Origin of the sequence: Streptomyces sp. NPDC001373 (assembly GCF_042895815.1) — a bacterium.
Taxonomy (GTDB): Bacteria; Actinomycetota; Actinomycetes; order Streptomycetales; family Streptomycetaceae; genus Streptomyces.
Genome location: NZ_JBIAWQ010000002.1, coordinates 208,063 through 232,678 on the forward strand (window position 1 = coordinate 208,063; position 24,616 = coordinate 232,678).

Annotated in this window: 21 protein-coding genes; 8 read left to right on the forward strand and 13 right to left on the reverse strand. The window is 73.8% G+C overall.

What is annotated here, in order from left to right; all coding sequences use genetic code 11:
- The first annotated feature begins 60 nt into the window (after window positions 1-60).
- The 3 genes from pdhA (ACFY15_RS06320) to ACFY15_RS06330 are packed head-to-tail and all read left to right on the forward strand — an operon-like array spanning window position 61 to window position 3,559.
- The gene (gene pdhA / locus ACFY15_RS06320) at window positions 61-1,197 is read left to right on the forward strand and encodes a pyruvate dehydrogenase (acetyl-transferring) E1 component subunit alpha (RefSeq protein WP_366454150.1); all 1,137 of its coding nucleotides are present in this window, start codon (window positions 61-63) and stop codon (window positions 1,195-1,197) included.
- The gene (locus tag ACFY15_RS06325; RefSeq protein ID WP_390686227.1) at window positions 1,194-2,201 is read left to right on the forward strand and encodes an alpha-ketoacid dehydrogenase subunit beta; all 1,008 of its coding nucleotides are present in this window, start codon (window positions 1,194-1,196) and stop codon (window positions 2,199-2,201) included. The genes pdhA (ACFY15_RS06320) and ACFY15_RS06325 overlap by 4 nt, the downstream gene beginning before the upstream one ends.
- Window positions 2,201-3,559, forward strand: coding sequence for a dihydrolipoamide acetyltransferase family protein (locus tag ACFY15_RS06330; RefSeq protein ID WP_390686228.1), 1,359 nt, complete (start codon window positions 2,201-2,203; stop codon window positions 3,557-3,559). The genes ACFY15_RS06325 and ACFY15_RS06330 overlap by 1 nt, the downstream gene beginning before the upstream one ends.
- 192 nt (window positions 3,560-3,751) lie before the next feature.
- Here ACFY15_RS06330 and ACFY15_RS06335 read toward each other — a convergent pair whose 3' ends face one another.
- From ACFY15_RS06335 to ACFY15_RS06380, 10 genes are all read right to left on the reverse strand, one after another.
- Window positions 3,752-4,729 (reverse strand): NAD(P)H-quinone oxidoreductase, encoded by a 978-nt coding sequence (locus ACFY15_RS06335; RefSeq protein ID WP_390686229.1) that lies wholly within the window; start codon window positions 4,727-4,729, stop codon window positions 3,752-3,754.
- A 22-nt stretch (window positions 4,730-4,751) separates the two neighbouring features.
- Window positions 4,752-5,852: a potassium channel family protein gene (locus tag ACFY15_RS06340; RefSeq protein WP_390825105.1), complete on the reverse strand. Its 1,101-nt coding sequence runs from the start codon at window positions 5,850-5,852 to the stop codon at window positions 4,752-4,754.
- Window positions 5,840-7,144 carry a molybdopterin molybdotransferase MoeA gene (locus tag ACFY15_RS06345; protein WP_390686231.1) on the reverse strand — a complete coding sequence of 435 codons (1,305 nt, stop codon included), beginning with the start codon at window positions 7,142-7,144 and terminating at the stop codon, window positions 5,840-5,842. The genes ACFY15_RS06340 and ACFY15_RS06345 overlap by 13 nt, the downstream gene beginning before the upstream one ends.
- A complete protein-coding gene (locus ACFY15_RS06350; RefSeq protein WP_390686232.1) occupies window positions 7,141-8,031 on the reverse strand; it encodes an NTP transferase domain-containing protein in 891 nt (296 codons plus the stop codon). The genes ACFY15_RS06345 and ACFY15_RS06350 overlap by 4 nt, the downstream gene beginning before the upstream one ends.
- Window positions 8,032-8,258: 227 nt before the next feature.
- A complete protein-coding gene (locus ACFY15_RS06355; protein WP_390686233.1) occupies window positions 8,259-8,798 on the reverse strand; it encodes a bacterial proteasome activator family protein in 540 nt (179 codons plus the stop codon).
- Window positions 8,799-8,880: 82 nt separating this feature from the next.
- Complete coding sequence (locus ACFY15_RS06360; RefSeq protein WP_390686384.1) at window positions 8,881-11,640, reverse strand: FtsX-like permease family protein; 2,760 nt, start codon at window positions 11,638-11,640, stop codon at window positions 8,881-8,883.
- 101 nt (window positions 11,641-11,741) lie between these two features.
- Window positions 11,742-12,569: an ABC transporter ATP-binding protein gene (locus ACFY15_RS06365; RefSeq protein ID WP_390686234.1), complete on the reverse strand. Its 828-nt coding sequence runs from the start codon at window positions 12,567-12,569 to the stop codon at window positions 11,742-11,744.
- Window positions 12,570-12,594: 25 nt separating this feature from the next.
- Window positions 12,595-13,263, reverse strand: a complete 669-nt coding sequence (locus tag ACFY15_RS06370) for a PadR family transcriptional regulator (protein WP_390686235.1) — start codon at window positions 13,261-13,263, stop codon at window positions 12,595-12,597.
- A gap of 82 nt (window positions 13,264-13,345) precedes the next feature.
- Window positions 13,346-13,894, reverse strand: coding sequence for a hypothetical protein (locus tag ACFY15_RS06375; RefSeq protein ID WP_390686236.1), 549 nt, complete (start codon window positions 13,892-13,894; stop codon window positions 13,346-13,348).
- Window positions 13,895-14,047: 153 nt separating this feature from the next.
- Window positions 14,048-15,709 (reverse strand): protein kinase, encoded by a 1,662-nt coding sequence (locus tag ACFY15_RS06380; protein WP_390825106.1) that lies wholly within the window; start codon window positions 15,707-15,709, stop codon window positions 14,048-14,050.
- Between the two features lie 226 nt (window positions 15,710-15,935).
- On the opposite strand from ACFY15_RS06380, the gene ACFY15_RS06385 reads away from it, so the two are divergent.
- The gene (locus ACFY15_RS06385; protein ID WP_390686238.1) at window positions 15,936-17,555 is read left to right on the forward strand and encodes a protein kinase; all 1,620 of its coding nucleotides are present in this window, start codon (window positions 15,936-15,938) and stop codon (window positions 17,553-17,555) included.
- 114 nt (window positions 17,556-17,669) lie between these two features.
- On the opposite strand, the gene ACFY15_RS06390 is transcribed toward ACFY15_RS06385, so the two are convergent.
- Both ACFY15_RS06390 and ACFY15_RS06395 read right to left on the reverse strand, forming a co-directional pair.
- The gene (locus tag ACFY15_RS06390) at window positions 17,670-18,089 is read right to left on the reverse strand and encodes a pyridoxamine 5'-phosphate oxidase family protein (protein ID WP_390686239.1); all 420 of its coding nucleotides are present in this window, start codon (window positions 18,087-18,089) and stop codon (window positions 17,670-17,672) included.
- 238 nt (window positions 18,090-18,327) lie between these two features.
- A complete protein-coding gene (locus ACFY15_RS06395) occupies window positions 18,328-18,987 on the reverse strand; it encodes a response regulator (protein WP_390686240.1) in 660 nt (219 codons plus the stop codon).
- Between the two features lie 325 nt (window positions 18,988-19,312).
- Between ACFY15_RS06395 and pdhA (ACFY15_RS06400) the strand changes: the two genes are divergently transcribed.
- From pdhA (ACFY15_RS06400) to ACFY15_RS06415, 4 genes are all read left to right on the forward strand, one after another.
- The gene (gene pdhA, locus ACFY15_RS06400; protein WP_390686241.1) at window positions 19,313-20,530 is read left to right on the forward strand and encodes a pyruvate dehydrogenase (acetyl-transferring) E1 component subunit alpha; all 1,218 of its coding nucleotides are present in this window, start codon (window positions 19,313-19,315) and stop codon (window positions 20,528-20,530) included.
- Window positions 20,530-21,510: an alpha-ketoacid dehydrogenase subunit beta gene (locus ACFY15_RS06405; protein ID WP_390686242.1), complete on the forward strand. Its 981-nt coding sequence runs from the start codon at window positions 20,530-20,532 to the stop codon at window positions 21,508-21,510. Before pdhA (ACFY15_RS06400) ends, ACFY15_RS06405 begins: the two co-directional genes overlap by 1 nt.
- Before the next feature lie 14 nt (window positions 21,511-21,524).
- Window positions 21,525-22,979 carry a dihydrolipoamide acetyltransferase family protein gene (locus ACFY15_RS06410; RefSeq protein ID WP_390686243.1) on the forward strand — a complete coding sequence of 485 codons (1,455 nt, stop codon included), beginning with the start codon at window positions 21,525-21,527 and terminating at the stop codon, window positions 22,977-22,979.
- Window positions 22,980-23,126: 147 nt separating this feature from the next.
- Entirely contained in the window at window positions 23,127-23,891 is a 765-nt protein-coding gene (locus ACFY15_RS06415; RefSeq protein ID WP_390686244.1) for a hypothetical protein, read from the forward strand.
- Between the two features lie 25 nt (window positions 23,892-23,916).
- Here the strand turns inward: ACFY15_RS06415 and ACFY15_RS06420 are convergent, their stop codons facing one another.
- On the reverse strand, window positions 23,917-24,609 hold the full coding sequence (locus ACFY15_RS06420) for a TetR/AcrR family transcriptional regulator (protein WP_390686385.1): 693 nt from the start codon (window positions 24,607-24,609) through the stop codon (window positions 23,917-23,919).
- Window positions 24,610-24,616: the final 7 nt, after the last annotated feature.

Below are 24,616 nucleotides of genomic sequence, written 5' to 3' on the forward strand. Positions count from 1 at the left end.
GAGGCACCCCACAACCGGGGGCCCGCCCTGCCCGCTTCCCACGAGGAGGTGTACGCCGCCATGACGGTCCAAGAGCTGCCCGGTGCCGGTGCGTCCCACCGAGTCACCCCGCCGCCCGCCTGGAGGCCCCGCACGGAGGCCGCTCCGCTGCTTCCGGACCCGGAGCCCTACCGGGTCCTGGGCACCGCGGCGGCCGAGCACCTCGACCCCGCGCTGATGCGCCGCTACTACGCCGAGCTGGTGCGGGGCCGCCGCTACAACGCCCAGGCCACCGCGCTGACCCGGCAGGGCCGTCTCGCCGTGTACCCCTCCACCGTCGGGCAGGAGGCCGCAGAGATCGCGGCCGCGCTGGTCCTGGAGGAGCAGGACTGGCTCTTCCCGAGCTACCGCGACACCCTCGCGGCCGTGGCGCGCGGACTGGACCCCGTCCAGGCGCTCACGCTGCTGCGTGGCGACTGGCACACCGGCTACGACCCGCGCGAGCTGCGCATAGCCCCGCTGTGCACCCCGCTCGCCACCCAGCTCCCGCACGCGGTCGGCGTGGCGCACGCCGCGCGGCTGCGCGGGGACGAGGTCGTCGCGCTCGCCATGGTCGGCGACGGCGGCACCAGCGAGGGCGACTTCCACGAGGCGCTGAACTTCGCGGCCGTCTGGCAGGCCCCGGTGGTCTTCCTGGTCCAGAACAACGGCTTCGCCATCTCCGTCCCGCTCGCCAAGCAGACGGCCGCCCCGACCCTGGCCCACAAGGCCGTGGGGTACGGGATGCCCGGCCGGCTGGTCGACGGGAACGACGCCGCCGCGCTGCACGAGGTCCTCACCGAGGCCGTGAAGCGGGCGCGCTCGGGCGGCGGCCCGACCCTGATCGAGGCCGTCACCTACCGGATGGAGGCCCACACGAACGCCGACGACGCGACCCGCTACCGGTCCGACTCCGAGGTCGAGGCCTGGAAGGCGCACGACCCGGTGGAGCTGCTGGAGCGCGAGCTCACGGCGCGCGGCTGGCTCGACGAGTCCGGCGTCCGGGAGGCGCGCGACGCGGCCGAGGCGATGGCGGCGGACCTCCGCGAGCGGATGAACGCCGAGCCCGTACTGGACCCGATGGACCTCTTCGCGCACGTCTACGCCGAGCAGACCGGCCGGCTGCGCGAGCAGGCGGCCATGCTGCGCGCCGAACTGGAAGCGGAAGGTGACGCATGACCACGGTGGCTCAGCAGGGGGTCAAGCCCGCGACGATGGCGCAGGCGCTGACCCGGGCCATGCGGGACGCGATGGCCGAGGACCCGACGGTCCACGTGATGGGCGAGGACGTCGGGACGCTCGGCGGGGTCTTCCGGATCACCGACGGGCTCGCGAAGGAGTTCGGCGAGGACCGGGTCACGGACACCCCGCTCGCGGAGGCCGGCATCCTCGGCACCGCGGTCGGCATGGCCATGTACGGGCTGCGGCCGGTCGTGGAGATGCAGTTCGACGCGTTCGCCTACCCGGCGTTCGAGCAGCTCATCTCGCACGTGGCGAAGATGCGCAACCGCACGCGGGGCGCCATGCCGCTGCCGATCACCATCCGCGTGCCGTACGGCGGCGGCATCGGCGGCGTCGAGCACCACTGCGACTCCTCCGAGGCGTACTACACGGCCACGCCGGGCCTGACGGTCGTCACCCCGGCGACCGTCGAGGACGCGTACGGGCTGCTGCGCGCCTCCATCGCCAGTGACGACCCCGTGGTCTTCCTGGAGCCGAAGCGGCTCTACTGGTCCAAGTCGCAGTGGTCGCCGGAGGCGCCCGCGCCCGTGCCGGGCATCGGCGAGGCCCTGGTCCGCCGGGCCGGTACGAGCGCCACCCTGATCACCTACGGGCCCTCGCTGCCGGTCTGCCTGGAGGCGGCCGAGGCGGCCCGTGAGGAGGGCTGGGACCTGGAGGTCGTGGACCTGCGCTCCCTCGTCCCCTTCGACGAGGAGACGGTCGTCGCCTCCGTGCGCCGCACCGGGCGCGCGGTCGTGGTCCACGAGGCCGGCGGCTTCGGCGGCCCGGGTGCGGAGATCGCGGCCCGGGTGACCGAGCGCTGCTTCCACCACCTGGAGGCGCCGGTGCTGCGCGTGACGGGCTTCGACATCCCGTACCCGCCGCCGATGCTGGAGAAGCACCACCTGCCCGGTGTGGAGCGGATCCTGGACGCGGTGGCCCGCCTGCAGTGGGAGAACTGATGGCGCAGGTCATGGAATTCAAGCTGCCCGACCTCGGCGAGGGGCTGACCGAGGCCGAGATCGTGCGGTGGCTGGTGGCGGTGGGCGACGTCGTCGCCATCGACCAGCCGGTCGTCGAGGTCGAGACGGCCAAGGCGATGGTGGAGGTGCCCTGCCCGTACGGCGGTGTGGTCACCGCCCGGTTCGGCGAGGAGGGCGAGGAGCTGCCGGTCGGCGCCCCGCTGATCACCGTGGCGGTGGGTGCGGAGTCGGCGCCCGCCGGGGCTCCGCAGGCCCCGGTCGCCGAGGCGGATGCCGAAGGCTCCGCCAACGCGCCCCGGCCTCTGATCGGGTACGGCTCGGACCACTCGCGCCCGGCGCGTCGGCGGCGGGTGCGACCCGTCACCAGCGCGGTGTCGGCGCCCGCCGCGGCCCCGGTCGCTGCACCGGTCCCTGTCCCGGTCGCGGCCCCGGCCCCGGCGGCTCCCGCCGGGCCGGTGCCCGTCATCTCGCCGCTGGTGCGCAAGCTGGCCCGGGACAACGGCGTCGACCTTCGGGCGCTGCGCGGATCCGGGCCGGAGGGCCTGATCCTGCGGGCCGACGTGGAAGCCGCGCTCCGGGCCCCCGTGGCCGCACCCGCGCCCGTGGCCGCACCCGCGCCCGTGGCCGCCCCCGTGGCGGTGGCCGCGCGGGGCGAGCGCATCCCGCTCAAGGGGCTGCGCGGCGCCGTGGCGGAGAAGCTCTCGCGCAGCCGGCGCGAGATCCCCGAGGCCACCTGCTGGGTCGACGCGGACGCCACCGAGCTGATGGCGGCGCGGGCCGCGATGAACGCGGTGGACGGCCCGAAGATCTCGGTGCTCGCGCTGCTGGCCCGGATCTGCACGGCCGCGCTGGCGCGGTATCCGGAGCTCAACTCCACGGTGGACCTCGCGGCGAACGAGATCGTCCGGCTCCCCGCGGTCCACCTGGGCTTCGCCGCCCAGACCGAGCGCGGGCTGATGGTCCCGGTCGTCCGGGACGCCCACACGCGCAGCCCCGAGTCCCTGTCGGCGGAGTTCGCCCGGCTGACGGAGCTGGCCCGGGCCGGGAAACTGGCCCCGTCCGACCTGACGGGCGGGACGTTCACCCTGAACAACTACGGGGTCTTCGGGGTGGACGGCTCCACGCCGATCATCAACCACCCGGAGGCGGCCATGCTGGGCGTCGGGCGGATCGTCCCGAAGCCGTGGGTGCACCGCGGCGAGCTGGCCGTCCGTCAGGTCGTCCAGCTGTCGCTGACGTTCGACCACCGGGTCTGCGACGGGGGCGCGGCGGGGGGCTTCCTCCGCTACGTCGCGGACTGCGTGGAGAACCCGGCGGTCCTGCTGCGCGGTCTGTAGCCGGGCGCGGGCGGGCGGCCCGCCCGTCGGGCAAGGGGCAGGGGCGGCGGGGTCCAGGCCGCCGGGCGGAGGACGGCCCGGACGGTGGCCCTCCCCGCCTCCGGAGGGGCTGGCCGCCGCCGTTCTCCGCCGACCGTGCCGGACCGTCGGGCCGAGGGCTCCCGGGAGCCTCCCGTGGGCCTCGGGAGGCCCTCAGACCGTCAGGAGGATCTTGCCCACGTGCGAGCTCGACTCCAGGACCCGGTGGGCCTCCGCCGCTTCCGTGATCGGATACGTCGCGTGGACCACCGGCCGGACGCGGCCCGCGCCGATCAGGGGCCACACGTGCTCCCGCACCGCCGCGATGATGGCCGCCTTCTCCTCCAGCGGGCGGGCGCGCAGCGAGGTCGCCGTGATGGCCCCCCGCTTCGCCAGGAGCTTGCGCAGGTCGAGTTCCGCCGTCACCCCGCCCTGGAAGCCGATCACGGCCAGCCGGCCGTTCACGGCCAGGGCCTCCAGGTTCCGGTCCAGGTACTTCGCGCCCATGATGTCCAGGATCACGTCCGCCCCGGCGCCGCCCGTCGCGGTCCGCAGCTCCTCCACGAAGTCCTGCTCGCGATAGTCGATCAGGATGTCCGCGCCCAGCTCCGCGCAGCGCTCCAGTTTCTCCTTGCCGCCCGCCGTCACCGCCACCCGCGCGCCCACGGCCTTGCCCAGCTGGACCGCCATGGTGCCGATGCCGCTCGAACCGCCGTGCACGAGCAGGGTCTCGCCCGGCCGCAGCCCCGCGACCATGAACACGTTGGACCACACCGTCGCGACCACCTCCGGCAGCGCGGCCGCCGCCACCAGGTCCACGCCCTGCGGGACCGGCAGCAGCTGGCCCGCCGGCACGGCGACCTTCTGCGCGTACCCGCCGCCCGACAGCAGTGCGCACACCTCGTCGCCCACCGCCCAGCCGGACACTCCCGGCCCCACGGCGGCGACGCGTCCGGAGCACTCCAGGCCGGGATAGGGCGAGGCCCCCGGCGGCGGATCGTAGAAGCCCTGCCGCTGCAGGACGTCGGCGCGGTTCACGGCGCTCGCCGCGACCTCGACGAGCACCTCGCCCTCGCCCGCCACCGGATCGGGTACGTCGGCCCAGACGAGGGCCTCGGGGCCGCCCGGCTGCTCGATGGTGATCGCATGCATGGCCCGGAATCTACCGCGCCCGCTACTCCGCCGGGCCGAGGGTGACCTGAGGGGTCGTCTGCGGGGTCGCCCGCACGATGGTGATCACCCGGTCGGTCAGCCGGAGCGGGCTCGCCTGCGGATCGTCGTAGGCGAGCAGCCGGTGCCCGCGCACCACGCTGACCACCAGGTCCCCCGTCTCCCGCACGCCCAGCCCGGCCTCGGACCGGTTGACGGGCCGTTCGATCAGGTCCAGGCCGCTGCCCTGGTGGATGAGGTCCTCCATCACCGCGCCCGCCCTCGGGCTCAGCACGGACAGTCCCAGCAGCCGCCCGGCGGCGCTCGCGCTCGTGATGACGGCGTCGGCGCCGGACTGCTTCAGCAGCGGCGCGTTCTCCTCCTCACGGACCGCGGTCACGATCCGCGCGCCCCGGTTGAGCTGCCGGGCCGTCAGCGTGACGAGGACCGCGGTGTCGTCCCGCTGGGTGGCGATGATGATCTGACGGGCCTTCTGGAGCTCGGCGCGCAGCAGGACGTCCGAGCGGGTGGCATCGCCGACGACCCCCGTGAACCCCTCCGCGTTGGCCATGTCGACGACCTTGGCGCTGGGGTCGACGATGACGACCTGCTCCTTCTGGAGGCCGGTCGCCAACAGCGTCTGGAGCGCCGAGCGGCCCTTGGTGCCGAAGCCGACGACGACCGTGTGCTCGCGCAAGTTCTTCCTCCAGCGGTTCAACCGCCATTCTTCCCGGGTGCGTTCGGTCAGGACCTCCAGGGTGGTGCCGACCAGGATGATCAGGAACAGCACGCGCAGCGGGGTGATCAGCAGGATGTTGACCAGCCGCGCGCTGTCGCTGTACGGGACGATGTCGCCGTATCCGGTCGTCGACAGGGTGACCGTCGCGTAGTAGACGCAGTCGAGGAGGTCGACCTCGTCGTTGGCGTTGTCGTGGTAGCCGTCCCGGTCGAGCCAGACGATCAGGACCGTCAGGCAGAGCACGAACAGCGCCATCAGCAGCCGTTTGGCGACCTGGCGCAGCGGTCTTTCCACCACCCGCTTGGGCAGTTTGATGCGGCGTGAGACGAGCCTCTCGTCGGCGCCGCGCGCCATCGCGTCCTGACCGTGCAGTTTCACGTGAAACATCCCCCGGCGGCCCACGGCAGGTCGAGGACCTCCAGTTCCTGCCCGTTCCGCGCGCCGTGCGGCGGTACGACGGCCAGCGCGTCGGCGGCGGCCACCCCGCGCAGCATCGCCGGGCCGTTGTAGCGCAGCGGTACCGCGTGCTCGTCGGTCAGCAGGACCGGCACCAGCCGGGTGTCGTACGGGTGCCCCGGCACGTCGCCCTGCACCGGTACGGCGTAGCGCGGGCGCTGGCGGCGGCCGGCGAGGGCGCGCAGCAGCGGCTCGGCGAGGGTCAGCAGGCCGGACACGGCCGCGAGGGGGTTGCCGGGCAGGCCGACCACGTGGCGGCCGTCCGTCCGGTCGCCGAGGCGGGCCAGCAGCATCGGGTGTCCGGGGCGCACGGCGACCCCGTCCACGAGCAGCTCGGCGCCGGCCCGCTCCAGTACGGGGTGGACGTGGTCGACGGGGCCGGAGGCGGTGCCGCCGGTCGTGACGACCAGGTCGGCGGTGGAGCCGGTGATCGCCTCGAAGAGGGCCTCGGCCCCGGCCGGGTCGTCCCCGAGCCGGCGGGTGGAGACCACCTCGGCCCCGATGCGGGTGATCCAGGGGCCCAGCATGGGGCTGAGCGCGTCGCGGATCAGCCCGTTGTGCGGGAGGCCCTCCGTGAGCAGCTCGTCCCCGAGGACGAGGATCTCCACGCGCGGCCGGGGCCGGGTGACCAGCTCGTCGTACCCGGCGGCCGCGGCCAGGCCCAGGACGGCGGGGGTCACCAGGGAGCCGGCCGGGAGCAGCGGGTCGCCGGAGCGGCACTCCTGGCCGCGCGGGCGGATGTCCTGGCCGGTGCCGACGGGGCGGGTGGCGTGCAGCTGGGTGCCGGACTCGCGGGCGTGTTCGCTGCGGATCACCGCGGTGGTGTCGGCGGGGATGCGGGCGCCGGTGGCGATCCGGACGGCCTCGCCGTCGGCGAGGGGTGCGGGGGACGCGTCTGCGGTCCCCCCGGCCAGGATCCCGTCGCCGGGGCGGATCACCCAGGGGCCGGGCCCGGCGACCGCCCAGCCGTCCATGGCGGAGGTGTCGAAGGACGGCAGGTCGCCGAGGGCGTCCAGGGACCCGGTCAGTACCTCGCCGAGCGCGTCCGCGAGGGCCACCCGGTGGCTGCGGGCCCGGACGGTCGTGCCCGCCAGGGCGGCGGTCTCCCGGGCGCGCTGCCAGGCACTGGCGCGGTGCCCGCCGGTCCCGCCGTCGGCGGCGGAGGTACGGCTGACCAGGGCGAGCGCCTCGTCCAGGGCGCCGTCGGCATCGGTACGGGTCATGGAGAGCCGCTCCCCTCGGGGTCGGTGGGCCGGGCGTCGGGGGATTCGGCCTCCGCCGCCCAGCGCAGAGCCAGGGCGGCTGCCTTCCGGGAGGCCTCGGCGACGGCCTCGGCGGGGTCCGCGCCGGCGGCCTCGGCGCGTGCGGCCGCGTAGCCGACCAGGAAGGTCGTCAGCGGGGCCGCGGGCCGGGCGACACCGTGCGCGGCGTCACGGGCGAGGTCGAGCAGGGTCTTGGTGTCGACGTCCACGTCGATGCCGAGCTCGTTCTTGGCGGCGTTGATCCATTGATCCAGCACGTTCCCATGCTCCCTGATCCGGGCACGGGCCGTCGCCAGGTCCTCCCAGGTGTCGCAGTCGAAGGAGGCGAGTGGCGCGGCGGCGGTGACCCTGGCCAGGTCCAGCTCGGAGGTGAGCGCGCGCAGGGGGAGGCCGTGAAGGGTGCCGTGCTCGGTCGCGAGCAGGGCGATCTCGCGGCGCAGGGGTTCGGTGCGGTAGGCGGCGACGAGCGGCTGGTCGCGGCCCTCGGAGTCTCTGAGCAGGGCCCCGTCCCCGGAGCCGGCGGCGGCCGACGAGAGGAGGGACCGGACGGTGTCCCCGTCGAGGAAGGGCAGGTCGGCGGAGAGTACGAGGACCAGCCCGGCGGTCGTCCGCCGCAGCCCGGCCTGGAGCGCGGCCACCGGGCCGCCGCCGGGCGGGGCTTCCAGGGTCCAGTCGACGGGGCGGGCGGTGGGCCTGCGGCCGCCGACGACGACGGTGGCGGCGGCGTCCTGGCAGGCCGCCAGGACGCGGTCGAGGAGGGTGCGGCCGCCCACCGGGAGGGTGGGCTTGTCGGCCCCGCCGAGGCGCCGGGCGGCGCCGCCGGCGAGGACGATGGCGTCGTAGCTCATGCCCCTGAGTATGCGGGGGCCATATGGGTTCCGTCGGACCCCGCTTACCCCCCGCTTACGCCGGGGCCGGTCCGGCGGTGGCTGCGGGTGTGCCGCTGCGCGGAACCTTCTCCCCGCCCCGCCCTTTCGGCGTGTCCTGGAAGCCCCCGCCCCCAGGCCCTCCCCCGGCTGCCGTCGGCCCCCGACGCCTCACACGCCGGCGGGGCTGTGAACAGCCCCGCCGGAGGCTAGAGATACGGGCCCGAGCGGATGGCGCCGTGGGGGCCTCCCTCGTCGTCGTCGTGGGGGCCGCCGGGGGGCAAGGCGCGGCGCATCTGCTCCAGTTGGGCCCGCGCCGCCATCTGCTGCGCGAACAGGGCCGTCTGGATGCCGTGGAAGAGGCCTTCCAGCCACCCCACCAACTGCGCCTGGGCGATCCGTAGTTCGGCCTCGGACGGAACCGCCTCCTCCGTGAACGGCAGGGAGAGGCGCTCCAGTTCCTCGACCAGCTCCGGGGCCAGGCCGTCTTCCAGTTCCTTCACCGACGCCGCGTGGATGTCCTTGAGACGGACCCGGCTGGCCTCGTCCAGAGGTGCGGCGCGGACCTCTTCCAGAAGTTGCTTGATCATGCTGCCGATCCGCATGACCTTGGCGGGCTGTTCGACCATCTCCGTCACCGGGACCTCGCGCGACTCGTCATCGGCGCCGCCGACCGCCGACCCGTCCTGTCCCACGATCAGGACGTGCGGGGGACTGTCCTGCGACCGTTCACTCCTCGGCATCTCCATGCCGCCATTCTCTCGCACACCTTCGTTCTCACACGGTGTGCCCCCGCACGGGCGTGATCCACCCTGTGCGGGGGCGGCGACGTCATCCCGCGGCCCGGCGGGCCAGGGCGCCGCTCGACTTCGTGACCAGTGCGGCCAGTACGGCCGCGCCCAGGGGGACGAGGACCAGGAGCCCGGCCAGGGTGTCCCAGGGGACGGCGATCGGCACGTAGAGGGACTCGTCCGGAGTGGAGTGGCCCATCTCGACGGCGCGCTGGAGCAGGCTCCGCTGCTCGCGCTCCTGGGTGAGGCGAAGGCCGACCGCGGGCAGGATGCCCGCCGCCGAGCCGAGGACGACGCCCATCAGGGCGACCACCCCGCACTGGAAGCCGCTGAGGGTGCGCCGCACCCGCGGGGCCGCTCCCACCGCCGCCAGGGTCTTCAGATCGGCCTCGGAGTCCGCCTGGGCCAGGCCCGTCGCGATGCCGGCCGCGCCGATGGTGACCAGGCCCGCGAACACGGCGAGGGCCAGCATGCCGATGGTGCTGTCCTCCTGGTAGCCGCGTTCGATCGAGACGCGGACGTCGGCGCCCGTGCGGTCGATCTCCCCGTCCAGGCGCTGGCGCTGCTCGGTGGTGGCGGCCCGCTCCAGGCTGAAGTACGCCCCGACCGGGGCCGTGGCGATACCGGCGGCCTTCACGGCGGCGGGCGGCAGGACGACCCGCACACCCCAGGAGTCGACGCCCTCGGGCGCCTGGTGGACGGCGAAGACCTTGTCCTGGCCGGGGAGTTCGGCGTGAACCGCTTCGGCCTTCTGCGCGGCGACGGGGTCGGTGACGAGCCGGAGGGTGATCTTCCCGTCCTTGACGACGCGGCGGTCGAAGGCGACCGGCCGCCCCGCCTTGAGTGCCGCCACCGAACCCGGGTCCGTGACCTCCAGGACCTGGAGGAGCTTCTCGTCCGCCACGATCGTGTCGAAGGTGGAGCCCGGGCGGCGCGGGACCGCGCAGCGGGGGTCCTGGCGCAGCTTCTTCACCTCCTCCTTCGGGAAGTCGGCGGGGCCGTGCTCGGATTCGTACAGCGGGCAGCGCTGTTCCTTCGGGACGATGAGCGCGACCCGTCCGCAGCCCGGTTCCCTGCTGTACTGCTCGCAGTTGGGGTTGCCGATCGACAGGCGGTCCACATCGGCGCGTACCGCCACCGGCAGGGTGCGGGTGAGGGTCTCGCGAGCCGTCGGCACGTCCTTGTGGGAGCTGTTGCCGTTGGCGCTGAGCAGGCCGGCGCCGGCGGGGAGTTCGGCGACGTACTCGTGGCGGGCCTGGACGTCCCGGCTGTGCTGGTACGTGGAGACCGCCACCGTTCCGGCGACGGCGGCCAGTACGGCGGCCACGGCCGGGGCCGTACGCCCCCGGTTGCGGACGGCGTCGCGCAGCGCGAGCCGCGGCGACAGCGGCAGCCACCGCCCCAGCCGCCCGAACAGGCCGACCAGCACCGGAGTGAGGGCGACGACGCCCAGCTCGGCGAGGGCGCTGCCGCCCATGACGACGGTCGGGCTGACCCGGTAGCGGGTCCCGTAGAGGGCCAGCGCGGCGCCGACGGCGACGGCGAGCAGCCCGACCAGAGGCAGGACGCGGTTGGCGCGCCGGATGCCGCGGCGGCCGGTGAGGGAGGCCAGCACGGTCTGCCGGGAGGCGGTGACGGCCGGGACGAACGCGGCCAGCAGACCGGTCAGCACGGCGAGCAGGGCGATGCCGAGCAGTTCCAGGGGGCGGAAGTCGAGGGCGCCGAAGCGGCTGCCGATCTTCTCCTCCAGGAGCGGCCGCAGCCCGATCGTGAGGCCCACGCCGAGGGCGCAGCCGGTGACGGCGGCCACGGCGCCGACGACCAGGCCGCCCGAGAGGACGATGGCCCGGATGTGCCGGCGGTCGCCGCCGTTGGCGCCGACCAGGCCGAGCTGGCGGCGCGAGCGCCGGGCGCCGACCGCGAAGGCGGGTCCGGCGAGCAGGCAGACCTCCAGCAGGGCCAGGCCCACGACGGTGGCCATGACGGCCTTCTCGGTGATCCGGCCGCCGTCCGGGCCCGGCCTGGCGTAGCGCTGGTCGGGTTCCTGGGCGTAGAGCGGCACCGCGGAGTCTGCGGGCGGGTGTTCGGCCACGGCGCGGGAGCGTACGAGGCCGCCCTTGGCGTTGGCCTCCTTGACCATGTTCCACGTGAAACCATCGCCGCCGACCTTCACGAGGAAGGAGTCGGTGGGGTGGAGTCCGGGCGCCCCGGCCGCCGTCAGGTCCCGGTCGAGCGGGCCGAGCAGGGTGCCCGGCAGGGCCAGTAGTTCGTCCCGGGCCAGCTCGGAGGGCAGTTCGTAGGCCCCCGTGATCCGGTACGGGGCCTTCGAGCCGCGCGGGGTCACCGAGGAGCCCACGTACAGCCCGGAGTGCTCCAGGAAGGCGGCGGTGGCGATGACCTCGCCCGGTCCCTGGGGCAGCCGGCCGCGCAGGGGGGTGAACAGGCCCCCGGTGAGCGGGTGGTGGACGTCCAGCTCGCGCAGCTGGGTGTCGAGGAGGCCGTGCCGGGTGTGCACCTTGACGCCGGCGCTGCTTTCCCGGACGGCTTCGGCGCCCGCCGGGACCGCGTTCTTGAGCGGGTCGGGCTCCTTCTCCGGGTCGGGCCGGTACGTGGCGTAGCCGCCGACGGGCGCGTAGCGCTCGCCGTCGGGGCTCTGGAGGATCGGGCCGGACAGGCCGGTCCACTCGATCCGGGCGTCGGCGGCTCCGACCCGGCGGGACAGCGTCTGCCCGGGGGTGAGTTCGGCGCTGCGCAGGGTGAGGTCGACGGCGCTGACCCCGACGACCGGCAGGGCGATCATCGCGAGGACGAGGGCGCTGCGGCCCTTGGCGCGCCAGGCGTCGCGGCGGGCGATGCGCAGGGCCGCGACCCAGGAGTGGTACCAGGAGGCGAGCGGGGAGGTCACAGGCCGGCCGCCCGCCCGGAGAGCAGCGAGTCGGCGTGGCTGCGCAGGGTCTCGTCGACGACGCTGCCGTCGCGCAGGAACACCACCCGGTCCGCCCAGGCGGCGAAGCGGGGCTCGTGCGTGACCAGGATCCCCGCGGCGCCGGCGTCGCAGCGCAGCCGCAGCAGGGCGAGCACGGACTCCCCGGTCTCCGAGTCGAGGGCACCGGTGGGTTCGTCGGCCAGGACCAGGCGGCGGTCGCCCACGAGGGCGCGGGCGATGGCCACGCGCTGCTGCTGGCCGCCGGACATCTCGTCGGGGAACCGGTCGGCGAGGGCGCGCAGGCCGATCTCCTCCAGGGCGGCGAGGGCGGCGGTGCGGGCCCTGCGGGCGGAGGTCCCGTCGAGTTCGAGGGGCAGGGCCACGTTCTCGGCCGCCGTGAGGGCCGGTATGAGGTTGTAGTCCTGGAAGACGTAGCCGATGCTGCGGCGGCGCAGGGCGGCCAGTTTGCGGCGTCCGGCGGTGGTGAGGTCGACGCCCTCGACGACGACCCGGCCGCCGGTGGGGGTGTCGAGCCCGCCCGCGAGCGTGAGGAGGGTGGACTTCCCGGAGCCGGAGGGGCCCATGACGGCGACGAGTTCGCCGGGGTGGACGGCGAGGTCGATCCCGCGCAGGGCGTGCACCTCGGTGGCGCCGCTGCCGTGCGTGCGGACGAGGTTCTCCAGCCGGAGCACGGGCGCGGAGGGCTGGGAGTCGCGCCCCGGGTGGCTCGCGTGGCTCGCGTGGTTCGGGTGGTTCGGGTGGTTCGCGTGGTTCGGGTGGGAGCTGTGCTGCTGGTCGGGCATGAAAAATCCCCCTTGGAAGGGCTGTTCAGCCCCGCCGCGTACGGGCGGCAGGGCCGGTGGTGCCGGTGGTCGGGCCGGTGGCGGCCGCCGGGGGCGGCGTGGCGGTGCCGGCGGACGGGGCGGCCGGTGCGCCGCCGGTGGTGGTGCCGAGCGCGGCCAGCCGGACCAGGCGGGCCTCGGAGTGGTCGAGCCAGCGGGCCTCGGCCTCGGTCTGGAAGATCAGCTGCTCCAGCACCAGCAGCCAGGCCACGTCGTCGCGTTCGTGTGCCTGCCCGGTCTCGATGGCGGACAGGGCCTGGGCCTTGAGCCGGGTGTAGTCCTGCATCGCCCTGACCGTGGCGTGCCGCTGGGACTGGATGACGGCGCGGATGTCCACACCGGGGGCCCCGACGGCCATGGCGAGCTTGATGGCCAGCTCGTCGCGGGGCGGGTTGGCCCGGTCCACCGGGCGCTCGTACCAGTCGCGCAGCTCGCCGCGCCCGGTGTCGGTGATGGCGTAGAGGGTGTGCCCGGCGGCGTCCTCTCCGCCGGGCGCGACGAGTCCGTCGCGCTCCAGGCGGGCGAGGGTGGTGTACACCTGCCCGACGTTGAGGGGCCAGGTGGAGCCGGTGCGGGATTCGAACTCGGTGCGCAGCTGGGAGCCGTAGCGGGGGCCCCGTTCCAGCAGCGCGAGAAGGCCGTGGCGGATTGACATACTTGGTATGTATACACGGGCATACTCGGTATGTATACCGAGTATGCCCGTACCGGGGTACGCGCCGGTGCCCCGTCCGCCGCTAGCGGCCCCGCCGCAGCCGGACGCCCATGTACCCCAGTCCGACGCCCATCAGGGCCAGTCCGGTGCCCAGCGGCAGCAGGTGCGCGGCCAGGTCGGCGATCCGCTCGTTCGGCTCCGTGCCCAGTGCCGAGGCCGGGGTGGAGCCGCTCGGCGCGGGGCTGGGCACGGGGCTCGCCGGGGTGGTGGGCCGCCGGGTGGCGGGCCGCTGGGTGGCGGGGCGCTGGCGCTCCGGGCGCGGGGCCGGGCGGACCGGGTGCAGGGGCCGGGAGACGGTGGTGACCTCGGGGTCGGCGGGGGCGTCCGCGGGCCGCCCCGGGTGCTCCCGCCCGACGCCTCCGGGGCTCCCCGCAAGCTCCTCGTACGCTTCTTCGGGGACCTCCTCGTCCGCCGCCGGGAGCTGCCCCGGGTTCCCGGGGCCGGGGCTCTCGCGCACCGCGGCGGCGGGGAAGCGGGCGGAGGTCGCGCAGGCGGGCGCGGTGGCCAGCAGGGCGGCGGCCGCCAGTGCGGCTCCGACCGTCCAGTGCGGGGCGCGGAGGCGTTGGACCACGGGTGGCCCCTCCCGTTCCGTGCGGCCTGGACGCCGGGAGCCGAGGCGTCGGACTCAGGTTGGCACAGGGGGATAAAACGGGCATCCCGGGACACCCGTCAGGGTGCCCCGGGATGCCCGGGCGTCAGTCCGCGGTCCGCGGCGGGTGGTCCGCTACTGCGGATTTCCGGTCGACACGATCAGCGTGAACTCCGTGCCCTCCTTGGGCACGTCGGCCCCGGCCTCGGGCAGCTGCTCCAGCACCGTGTCCTGGCCGTAGACGGTCTCGTCGCGTTCCGTGATCTTGTACTTCCAGCCGGCCGCCTGGATGCACTGCTTGATCGACATCAGGTTCTTGTACCGGAAGTCCGGGGCCATGACCTTCGTCGAGTCCTTGTAGGACTTCGTGGGGCTCTTGCACTTCTCGGCGTCGATCGTGCGCGAGATGTCCGGCCCCTTGTGCCCCGCCTTGGCCGAGGCCGACGCGGACGCCGAGGCGGCGGGGCCCGCGGTGTTGTTCTCGTCCTTGTCGCCGTCGTCCATGTTCAGCACGGCGATCAGCCCGCCGATGGCCAGCAGGGCCACCACGATCGCGCCGACCACCACCGGCGTGTTCTTCTTCCCGCCCGAGGGCGCCGGAGCGGGCGCCGGAGCCGGGGAGATGGTGAACGGCGGCGGGGTCTGCGGCGCGTACTGCTGCTGCTGCGGCGCCTGCGCCGTGTGCGGGTACGCGTAGCCGCCCGGCTGCTGCTGCGTCGGGGCCGGCTGCGCGTACGGGCCCGGCGGCGGGGTCTGCGGGGCCTGGTACGGCTGCTGGAGCGAGTGCGCCGGGGGCGGCTGGAAGCCCGCGTCCACCGGCGGGAACACCGTCGAGCCCACACCCGCGCCGCTGCCGCCCGTGGCCGCGCCCGGGACGATCGCCGGGGCACCGGTGTGGCCGGCCGACATGATCCGCATGATCTCGTCCCGCATGGCCGCGGCCGTCGGGAAGCGCTCGTTCGGGTTCTTCTTCAGGGCCCGCGCCACCAGCGCGTCCATCGCCGGCGTGATCGACCGGTTGATGGAGGACGGGGCCACCGGCTCCTCCTGGACGTGCGCGTACGCGATCGCCAGCGGGGAGTCGGCCTCGAACGGGATGCGGCCCGTCAGCAGCTGGAACAGCATGATGCCGACCGAGTACAGGTCCGAGCGGGCGTCCACACCGCGCCCCAGCGCCTGCTCCGGGGACAGGTACTGCGGGGTGCCGACCACCATGCCGGTCTGCGTCATCGAGGTGACCCCCGACTGCATGGCCCGGGCGATGCCGAAGTCCATGACCTTGACCACGCCGCGCTTGGTCATCATCACGTTGCCGGGCTTGATGTCGCGGTGGACCAGGCCCATCTCGTGGCTGGTCTCCAGCGCGGCCAGCACGTCGGCCGTCACCTTCAGCGCCTTGTCCGCCGGCATGGCCCCGTACTGGTGCACGTCCGCGTCGAGTACCGAGCCCAGCGGCTGGCCCTCCACGTACTCCATGACGATGTACGGCATGACCGCCTCGTCGCCGCCGCCGGCACCGAAGGTGACGGTCCCCTCGCCCGTGTCGAAGACCGAGACGATGTTGGTGTGCGACAGTTTCGCAACAGCCTGCGCCTCGCGCCGGAAGCGCTCGCGGAAGGAAGCCTCGCGGCCCAGTTCGCTGTGGAGCGTCTTGATGGCGACCTGGCGGTCGAGCGCGGAGTCGTACGCGAGGTAGACCGAGGCCATGCCCCCCTCGCCCAGCAAATCCCTTAGCTGGTAACGGCCACCGGCCAGGGAGCCGCCTGCGTACCGGCCCTGTGTGCCGTCCTGGCTCATGACTGTTGCTTCCCCTCGGGCTGTGTTGCTACGCGTCTGGCTGAGCGCATGTCGCGCCCAGTCTGCCGGAGGGCAAGCACACGTCAAGCCGGTGCCCGCTGCGTGACCACGGGCCTACGGGGTGTCTGTAGCCGAACGGTGACGGGTTCAGAGGCTGTAGCGTTCACCGGAGCACCCGAAGAGGCCCCACCGCTAGAGCGGACGAGAGAGACGACGGCGAGGACTGATGGCACCCGAACCCGAGGGAAACGGAGCCGGGATGGCCGACGGTCCTGAGCACTGGGGCGCGGGCGGCCTCGTGGGGGACGGCCGTTACCGGCTGACCCACCGCCTGGGCCGCGGCGGCATGGCCGAGGTCTTCGCGGCCGAGGACGTCCGGCTGGGCCGCACCGTGGCCGTGAAGCTGCTGCGCCCCGACCTCGCCGAGGACCCGGTGTCCAAGGCCCGCTTCACCCGTGAGGCACAGTCGGTCGCCGGCCTCAACCACCACGCCGTCGTCGCCGTGTACGACTCCGGCGAGGACCGGGTCGGCCCGAGCGTGGTCCCGTACATCGTGATGGAGCTGGTCGAGGGCCGTACCATCCGCGACCTGCTGATCAGCGCCGAGGCCCCCGGGCCGGAGCAGGCGCTCATCATCGTGTCGGGCGTCCTGGAGGCGCTGGCCTACTCGCACCAGCACGGCATCGTGCACCGCGACATCAAGCCCGCCAACGTCATCATCACCAACACCGGTGCGGTGAAGGTGATGGACTTCGGCATCGCCCGCGCCCTGCACGGCGCCCAGTCCACGATGACCCAGACCGGCATGGTCATGGGCACCCCGCAGTACCTGTCGCCGGAACAGGCCCTCGGCAAGGCCGTGGACCACCGCAGCGACCTGTACGCCACCGGCTGCCTGCTCTACGAACTGCTCGCGCTGCGGCCCCCCTTCACCGGCGAGACCCCGCTGTCGGTGGTCTACCAGCACGTCCAGGACGCCCCGGTGCCGCCCTCGCAACTGCCCGAGGGCCACCACATCCCGCAGGAACTCGACGGCCTCGTCATGCGGTCGCTCGCCAAGGACCCGGACGACCGGTTCCAGAGCGCCGAGGAGATGCGCGGGCTCGTCCAGTACGCGCTCCAGATGCTCCAGGACCAGGGCCCGAACACCGGCACCTGGAACACCGGCCCGGTCGTCATGGCGCTGCCGCACGGCCACCCCGGCGGCGCGCCGACCTCGCAGATGCCCGCGAACGGCAACGGCGGCCCCCGGCCCCCGTACAACTCGCACGCCACCACCTCGCAGTTCCAGCAGCCGATGGTGCCCCCGCTGAACCCGGACGACGGCACGGCCTTCCCCGGAGGCGGCCGCGGCCACGCCGGCGGTCAAGGCGGCCACGGCGGGTATGACGGCTACGACGGCTACGACGGGTACGACAACCGCTCCGGCGGCGGGAAGTGGAAGGTCTGGCTCTTCGCGCTGCTCGCGGTGCTGGCCATCGCCGGCGGTGTTGCGTACGCGATCAAGACCGGCGGTCTCACCGGCGGCGGCGGCGCCAAGCCGAAGACCAGCGTGAGCACGCCCGGTACGGCGCAGAGCAGCGGCGGCACCCAGGAGTCCCCGTCGGCCCCGTCGAGCCCCGAGACGGGCCGCTCGCACGAGGACGACACCTTCACGCCCGCCCCGAGCCGCAGCAAGTTCACGCCGAACCCCACCCCGTCGGCCTCGTCGGGCAGCTCGACGACGCCGGAGACCAAGAACCCGACGACCCCGCCGCCGAAGACCACCCCGGTGGAGCCGCCGACCACGAAGCCGACGCCGCCCAGCGGCGGCGGCAGCCCGGCCGGCGCCGACGCGGCCGACTAGCCGCGGCGGCCGAAGGGTCGGCCGAACGGCCGAAGGGCAGCGCAAACGGGTGGAGGCCCGGCGGAATTCCCATTCCGCCGGGCCTCTTTCGTGCGCATTCCCGCTTTCTCCGCGTCACGGCGCGTTCCGGTGGCGCCCGTCGGTATTTCCCGGACCGAGTGTGTGCACGGTGACGAGCTGGGGATCGATGCGCATGTAGACCGGGTCGAACACCTCGCCGTCCGCGAAATGCGGCCCCGGACCGAATAGTTCCAGTTCTGCGGTGGTCGGCTCGGCGATCTCTGCCATGCCCGTGACCTGCACGGACCACAGTCGCGAGGCACCGGAATTGAAGTTGTCGGCCCCGTAGGAGACCACGCTGCCGTTGCAGGCGTGGTGATGTCCGAAACCGGCGTGCATTCTCAGCCCGATCCGGCCGCCCACCACGATGTGGCGGGCGACGGCGAGGAAGGGAAGGGCGCGCATGCTGGTGGCGACCCGGCCGTATGGAACGCGGCGCAGCATTTCGACGGCGTGCATCTCCTCCGGTGACATGCGACCACTCTCGGGCCCCGGCCGCCGCTCGGGAAAGGGGATCCCGCCCCCACGGCCGGGGACGTTGGTCCCGAATCGGACGGCGTGTCCCGGGGCACCGCACGCCCGCTCGCGCCTCGCCGGAAAGTCCGTCCACGTCCACTCGGCTCCCCCTCGGGACGCGCTCGAACGGGGTTGCGTACCGCTCGGTCGCGGGTGGAGTGCGCCAGGGGCGCGCTCGGCGCCGGGTCGAGCGCGGCTAGCGCCTCTGCGCCTGGAGCCGGGCGACGTACGCGGCGGCCTGGGAGCGGCGCTCCATGCCCAGCTTCGACAGCAGGCTGGAGACGTAGTTCTTGATGGTCTTCTCGGCGAGGTGCAGCCGCTCGCCGATGACCCGGTTCGTCAGCCCCTCGCCGATCAGGTCGAGGATCTTGCGCTCCTGCTCGGTGAGGTTCGCGAGACGGTCGTCGCCCTTGCCGTTCTTGCCGTCGCGCAGCCGCTCCAGCACCCGCGCGGTCGCCACCGGGTCCAGCAGTGACCTGCCGGCCGCCACGTCGCGCACCGCGCTGAGCAGCTCGTTCCCGCGGATGGCCTTGAGGACGTAGCCCGAGGCACCCGCCATGATGGCGTCGAACAGCGCCTCGTCGTCGGCGAACGAGGTGAGCATCAGGCACTTGATGTCCTCGTCCAGGGAGCGGACCTCGCGGCACACCTCGACACCGCTGCCGTCCGGCAGGCGCACGTCGAGGATGGCGACGTCGGGGCGGGTCGCCGGGATGCGCACCAGGGCGTCCGCGGCGGTACCGGCCTCGCCGACGATCTCGATGTCCTCTTCGACCGACAAAAGCTCATGAACGCCCCGACGTACTACTTCGTGGTCGTCCAGGAGAAATACTTTGATTTTTCCGTTTTCGCGCACAAGCTCATCTTCACACACTCACCTCTTCCCTGCCGGAGTTACCCGGGATAACGTGCCGTTGTTCCGGCCCCCTGCAAGGCTGTGACCAGTGGATGTTCCCGCTGCGGCCGATTTACTTGGATATCCAAGCAAAATCGCAGGTCAAACGGGGTTTCGCAGTTATGCGTCGCACTGGGTAACGTGCTGTGCGCAGGGCACTCGCCGGGGCACCTGTCACGCCTGAATCCGTTACGCGCCGTGCACCCACCCCGTGTGCGGGTACGGATACAGGTGAGCCGCACTGGTCCCCGGAGAACCCGGGTGCCGGACCGACGGAGGAGCACACGTGACCGTGGAGAGCACTGCCGCGCGCAAGCCGCGACGCAGCAGCGGCACCAAGCGGGCGGCAGGCGCGGCGAGCGCCCGCAAGACCGCCGCTGCCACCGCACAGCCGCACGACGCCGAGCCTCAGCTCGTACAACTGCTGACGCCCGAGGGTGAACGGGTCGAGGCCGAGGGCCACCCCGACGTCGCGGAGATCGCGGCGTTCGTCGCCGACATCACCACCGAGGACCTGCGCGGTCTCTACCGCGACATGGTGCTGACCCGCCGCTTCGACGGCGAGGCGACCGCCCTCCAGCGCCAGGGCGAGCTGGGCCTGTGGGCCTCGCTGCTGGGCCAGGAGGCCGCCCAGATCGGCTCCGGCCGGGCGCTCCGCGACGACGACTACGTCTTCCCGACCTACCGCGAGCACGGCGTGGCCTGGTGCCGCGGGGTCGACCCGACGAACCTGCTCGGCATGTTCCGCGGTGTGAACCACGGCGGATGGGACCCGAACACCAACAACTTCCACCTGTACACGATCGTCATCGGCTCGCAGACGCTGCACGCGACCGGTTACGCCATGGGTGTGGCCAAGGACGGCGCCGACTCCGCCGTCATCGCCTACTTCGGCGACGGCGCGTCCAGCCAGGGCGACGTGATGGAGGCCTTCAACTTCGCCGCCGTCTACAACTCCCCCGTGGTGTTCTTCTGCCAGAACAACCAGTGGGCGATCTCCGAGCCGACCGAGCGCCAGATGCGCGTGCCGCTGTACCAGCGCGCCCAGGGCTTCGGCTTCCCGGGGATCCGCGTCGACGGCAACGACGTCCTCGCCTGCCTCGCGGTCACCCGCTGGGCCCTGGACCGCGCCCGCCGCGGCGAGGGTCCGTCCCTGATCGAGGCGTTCACGTACCGCATGGGCGCCCACACCACCTCCGACGACCCGACGAAGTACCGTGCGGACGAGGAGACGGCCGCCTGGGAGGCGAAGGACCCGATCCTGCGCCTGAAGGCCCACCTGCTGGCCTCCGGAGGCGCCGACGAGGCGTTCTTCGAGGAGCTGGAGGCGGAGAGCGAGGCCCTCGGCAAGCGGGTCCGCGAGGTCGTGCGCGCGATGCCCGACCCCGACACCATGGCGATCTTCGAGAACGTCTACGCGGACGGGCACGCGCTCGTCGACGAGGAGCGCGCCCAGTTCGCCGCCTACCTCGCTTCCTTCGAGCCGGCCGAGGAGGGTCACTGATGGCTGTCGAGAAGATGTCGATCGCGAAGGCGCTCAACGAGTCGCTCCGCAAGGCCATGGAGAACGACCCCAAGGTCCTGATCATGGGCGAGGACGTCGGCAAGCTGGGCGGTGTCTTCCGCATCACCGACGGGCTCCAGAAGGACTTCGGCGAGGAGCGGGTCATCGACACCCCGCTCGCCGAGTCGGGCATCGTCGGCACCGCCATCGGGCTGGCCCTGCGCGGCTACCGGCCGGTCGTGGAGATCCAGTTCGACGGGTTCGTCTTCCCCGCGTACGACCAGATCGTCACGCAGCTCGCGAAGATGCACGCGCGCGCCCTCGGCAAGATCAAGCTGCCGGTCGTCATCCGCATCCCCTACGGCGGCGCGATCGGCGCGGTCGAGCACCACAGCGAGTCCCCGGAGGCGCTCTTCGCGCACGTCCCGGGCCTGAAGGTGGTCTCCCCGTCCAACGCCAGCGACGCCTACTGGATGCTCCAGCAGTCGATCCTCAGCGACGACCCGGTGATCTTCTTCGAGCCGAAGCGCCGCTACTGGGACAAGGGCGAGGTCGACACCGACGCCATCCCCGGCGAGCTGCACAAGGCGCGGGTGGCCCGCGAGGGCGCCGACCTCACCCTGGCCGCCTACGGCCCGATGGTGAAGGTCTGCCTGGAGGCGGCCGCCGCGGCCGCCGAGGAGGGGAAGTCGGTCGAGGTCCTGGACCTGCGCTCGATGTCCCCGATCGACTTCGACGGGATCCAGGCCTCGGTGGAGAAGACCCGCCGCCTGGTCGTGGTCCACGAGGCCCCGGTCTTCCTCGGCACGGGCTCCGAGATCGCCGCCCGCATCACGGAGCGGTGCTTCTACCACCTGGAGGCGCCGGTGCTGCGCGTCGGCGGCTTCCACGCCCCGTACCCGCCGGCCCGCCTGGAGGACGAGTACCTGCCCGGCCTGGACCGGGTGCTCGACGCCGTCGACCGCTCGCTGGCGTTCTAGAGGAGACCCGCGCCATGACGATCCGCGAATTCAAGATGCCCGACGTGGGCGAGGGCCTGACCGAGGCCGAGATCCTCAAGTGGTACGTCCAGCCGGGTGACACGGTCACCGACGGGCAGGTCGTCTGCGAGGTGGAGACGGCGAAGGCGGCCGTCGAGCTGCCGATCCCCTTCGACGGCGTGGTGCACGCGCTGCTCTTCGAAGAGGGTGTGACGGTCGACGTCGGCCAGGTGATCATCTCCGTGGAGACCGCCGGCGCCGCCGGGGCGGAGGCCCCCGCGACGGCCACCGCTGCCGCCCCGGCCGCCCCGGAGGCAGCCGAGGAGCCGGCGCCCGAGGGCCGCCAGCCCGTGCTGGTGGGCTACGGCGTCTCCCAGTCCTCCACGAAGCGCCGCCCGCGCAAGGCACCGGCCGCCGCGGCCGCCGCCCCGGTCGCCGCGGCCGTCGTGCCGGCGCCTGCCGCGCCCGCTCCGGCGGCGCAGAACGGCACCGCGTACGCCAACGGCAACGGCGCGGCCACGGCCGACCGGCCGCTGGCCAAGCCGCCGGTGCGCAAGCTCGCCAAGGACCTCGGCATCGACCTGGCCTCGGTGGTCCCGACCGGCGACGGCGGTGTCGTGACCCGCGAGGACGTGCACGCCGCCGCCGCGGCCGCGCTGCCCCCGCAGGCCCCCGTCCAGGTCCCGTCCCCCGCCGCGGCCCCCGCGCCCGTGCAGGCCCCCGTGGCGGCCCCCGCCGAGGCGGCCTCGGCCGCCCCGGCGCCGGGCGCGCGGGAGACCCGCATCCCGGTCAAGGGCGTCCGCAAGATCACCGCCCAGGCCATGGTCGGCTCCGCCTTCACCGCGCCGCACGTCACCGAGTTCGTCACCCTCGACGTGACCCGCACGATGAAGCTGGTCCAGGAGCTCAAGGAGGACCCGGACCTCGCGGGGCTCCGGATCAACCCGCTGCTCCTGATCGCCAAGGCGGTCCTCGTCGCCATCCGCCGCAACCCGGACGTCAACGCGTCCTGGGACGAGGCGGCCCAGGAGATCGTGCTCAAGCACTACGTCAACCTGGGCATCGCGGCGGCCACCCCGCGCGGCCTGATCGTCCCGAACATCAAGGACGCCCACGCCAAGACCCTGGCGGAGCTGTCGACCTCGCTGTCGGACCTGGTGGGCACCGCCCGCGAGGGCAAGACCTCCCCGGCCGACATGCAGAACGGCACCATCACCATCACCAACGTCGGCATCTTCGGCGTCGACACCGGTACGCCCATCCTGAACCCCGGCGAGTCCGCGATCCTCGCGGTCGGCGCGATCAAGCTCCAGCCGTGGGTCCACAAGGGCAAGGTGAAGCCCCGCCAGGTCACCACCCTGGCCCTGTCGTTCGACCACCGCCTGGTCGACGGCGAGCTGGGCTCGAAGTTCCTCGCCGACATCGCGGCGGTCCTGGAGCACCCGCGCCGACTGGTCACCTGGTCGTAGCGGCCCGGCAGCCGGCACCCGCCGACGGCCGGCCCCCTTCCACGGGGGGCCGGCCGTCGGCGTTTTTCGGGGCGGCCGTCCGGCCACCGGGATCCGCCCCGTCCGGAAACTCCCCGCCCGGTTACCGGGGCGGGTAGCCTCCCGGCCATGCCGATCGCCGAGTTGCAGGTGTATGCCGTGGAGGAGGCCGACGTCGCCGGCGGGGTGTGCCTCGTGCGGTGCGTCGGCGGTACGGCCCGGTCCGGGCAGGTGTACGCGGCGGGGGAGTCGCGGGTCTGGCTGCGGGGGATCGAGCGGTACGGGCGCACGGTGGACTCCTTCGCCGCCGGCCACACCGCCCGGGTCCGCCTCGCGGGGGCGGTGGTCGCGCTGCTCAGCCGGGGGCAGGTGCTGACCTCCGTACCGCCCGACGGGCACGGCCTCGCGGAACTGGAGGCCTGGCTGGCCACCGGCCCCCCGCTCGCGGACGAGCCCCTTCCGCGAACCCTGCGCGCCCTGGCCGTAGGCGGGATGCAGGACGAGCGGCTGCCGGACGGGGTGCGGCTGCGCTGGGGCCGGGTCGCGCTGGAAGCGGCGTACCGCTGCGCGGCGGCCGAGGGGGCGTCGGACCTGGTGCGGGGGATCGAGCTGGCCTTCGTACGGGGCTACCTGGTCCGGGAGTTCGGGCCCGGGCGGGGCGGGGACCCGGCCGCCCTGTGCCGGGAGGCCCTCGCACTGATCGACCTCACCCCGGCGGAGGCGGCCGAGCGGGCCCGGGACTGGCGGGAGCTGCCCCGGGAGCGGATCGTGCACCTGAGGCTGATCAGGAACCTCCTGCGCTGGACCGGCGCGGCCCGGCCGTACCTGGCGCCGGGGGATCCGTCGGCGGAGGTGCTGGAGGCCTGGTGGCGGGTGGTCGGGCTGTTGCCCTGAGGTCCCCGGGGGCCGCGGAGGGCGGTCAGCGGGCCCCGTAGGCGCGCAGGAAGGCCGAGGCGCCGCCCCGGACGACGCGGTCGGTCTCGGCCTCCGGCAGGGGCAGGACCCCGTAGTGGGAGAGCTGCGCGACGGAGGTGGAGGTCAGCGCCGTGAACTGGGCGCCGGCCAGCTCCGCGTCGCCGTGCAGGTCGAGCAGCCCGGCCCGCTCCAGGCCCGCCAGGGCGCCGGCGAGGGCGTCGGCGACCGGGCCGGGCCCCGCGGCCTTCCAGGCCGCCAGCACCTCGGGCGGCACGTGGTCGGCCTCGGCGTGGATGTGGCGCACGAGCGCGAAGTGGTCGGGGTGCTCCACCATCACGTCGATCAGGGCCCGGGCGAGGGCGGCCAGGTCCCGTTCCAGGTCGTCCGGGTGCGGCGGGCGCGCGGGGTCCAGCCGGGCGCGCACGGTGGCCACGTGGGCGTCGCGGACCTCGCCCGAGCTCCAGGTGACGACGGCCCGGAAGAGCTCCGACTTGCCCCCGGGGAAGTGGTTGTAGAGCGTCCGCGTCGAGACTCCGGCCGCGGCGGCCAGGCCGTCGACGGAGGCGCGCGCGTACCCCTCGCGGCCGAAGACCGCGCAGGTCGCGCGGGCGAGGGCGATCCGCTTGGCCAGCTTCCGGGGCGGGAGCGGGATGCCCGCCGCCCCCTCGGGTCCGCGGCTCGCGCCGTCCCCCTCCATCACGCCT

Excerpts from the sequence above, each read along its gene's own strand:
- ACFY15_RS06420 (WP_390686385.1), bottom strand. The coding sequence starts at position 24,609 with ATGGAGGGGGACGGCGCGAGCCGCGGACCCGAGGGGGCGGCGGGCATC.
- ACFY15_RS06365 (WP_390686234.1), bottom strand. The coding sequence starts at position 12,569 with ATGCCCGACCAGCAGCACAGCTCCCACCCGAACCACGCGAACCACCCG.
- ACFY15_RS06390 (WP_390686239.1), bottom strand. The coding sequence starts at position 18,089 with ATGTCACCGGAGGAGATGCACGCCGTCGAAATGCTGCGCCGCGTTCCA.
- ACFY15_RS06415 (WP_390686244.1), top strand. The coding sequence starts at position 23,127 with ATGCCGATCGCCGAGTTGCAGGTGTATGCCGTGGAGGAGGCCGACGTC.
- ACFY15_RS06405 (WP_390686242.1), top strand. The coding sequence starts at position 20,530 with ATGGCTGTCGAGAAGATGTCGATCGCGAAGGCGCTCAACGAGTCGCTC.
- ACFY15_RS06340 (WP_390825105.1), bottom strand. The coding sequence starts at position 5,852 with ATGTTTCACGTGAAACTGCACGGTCAGGACGCGATGGCGCGCGGCGCC.
- ACFY15_RS06345 (WP_390686231.1), bottom strand. The coding sequence starts at position 7,144 with ATGACCCGTACCGATGCCGACGGCGCCCTGGACGAGGCGCTCGCCCTG.
- ACFY15_RS06380 (WP_390825106.1), bottom strand. The coding sequence starts at position 15,709 with ATGAGCCAGGACGGCACACAGGGCCGGTACGCAGGCGGCTCCCTGGCC.
- ACFY15_RS06360 (WP_390686384.1), bottom strand. The coding sequence starts at position 11,640 with ATGATCGCCCTGCCGGTCGTCGGGGTCAGCGCCGTCGACCTCACCCTG.
- ACFY15_RS06410 (WP_390686243.1), top strand. The coding sequence starts at position 21,525 with ATGACGATCCGCGAATTCAAGATGCCCGACGTGGGCGAGGGCCTGACC.
- ACFY15_RS06335 (WP_390686229.1), bottom strand. The coding sequence starts at position 4,729 with ATGCATGCGATCACCATCGAGCAGCCGGGCGGCCCCGAGGCCCTCGTC.
- ACFY15_RS06355 (WP_390686233.1), bottom strand. The coding sequence starts at position 8,798 with ATGGAGATGCCGAGGAGTGAACGGTCGCAGGACAGTCCCCCGCACGTC.
- ACFY15_RS06325 (WP_390686227.1), top strand. The coding sequence starts at position 1,194 with ATGACCACGGTGGCTCAGCAGGGGGTCAAGCCCGCGACGATGGCGCAG.
- ACFY15_RS06330 (WP_390686228.1), top strand. The coding sequence starts at position 2,201 with ATGGCGCAGGTCATGGAATTCAAGCTGCCCGACCTCGGCGAGGGGCTG.
- pdhA (WP_366454150.1), top strand. The coding sequence starts at position 61 with ATGACGGTCCAAGAGCTGCCCGGTGCCGGTGCGTCCCACCGAGTCACC.
- ACFY15_RS06370 (WP_390686235.1), bottom strand. The coding sequence starts at position 13,263 with ATGTCAATCCGCCACGGCCTTCTCGCGCTGCTGGAACGGGGCCCCCGC.
- ACFY15_RS06385 (WP_390686238.1), top strand. The coding sequence starts at position 15,936 with ATGGCACCCGAACCCGAGGGAAACGGAGCCGGGATGGCCGACGGTCCT.
- ACFY15_RS06350 (WP_390686232.1), bottom strand. The coding sequence starts at position 8,031 with ATGAGCTACGACGCCATCGTCCTCGCCGGCGGCGCCGCCCGGCGCCTC.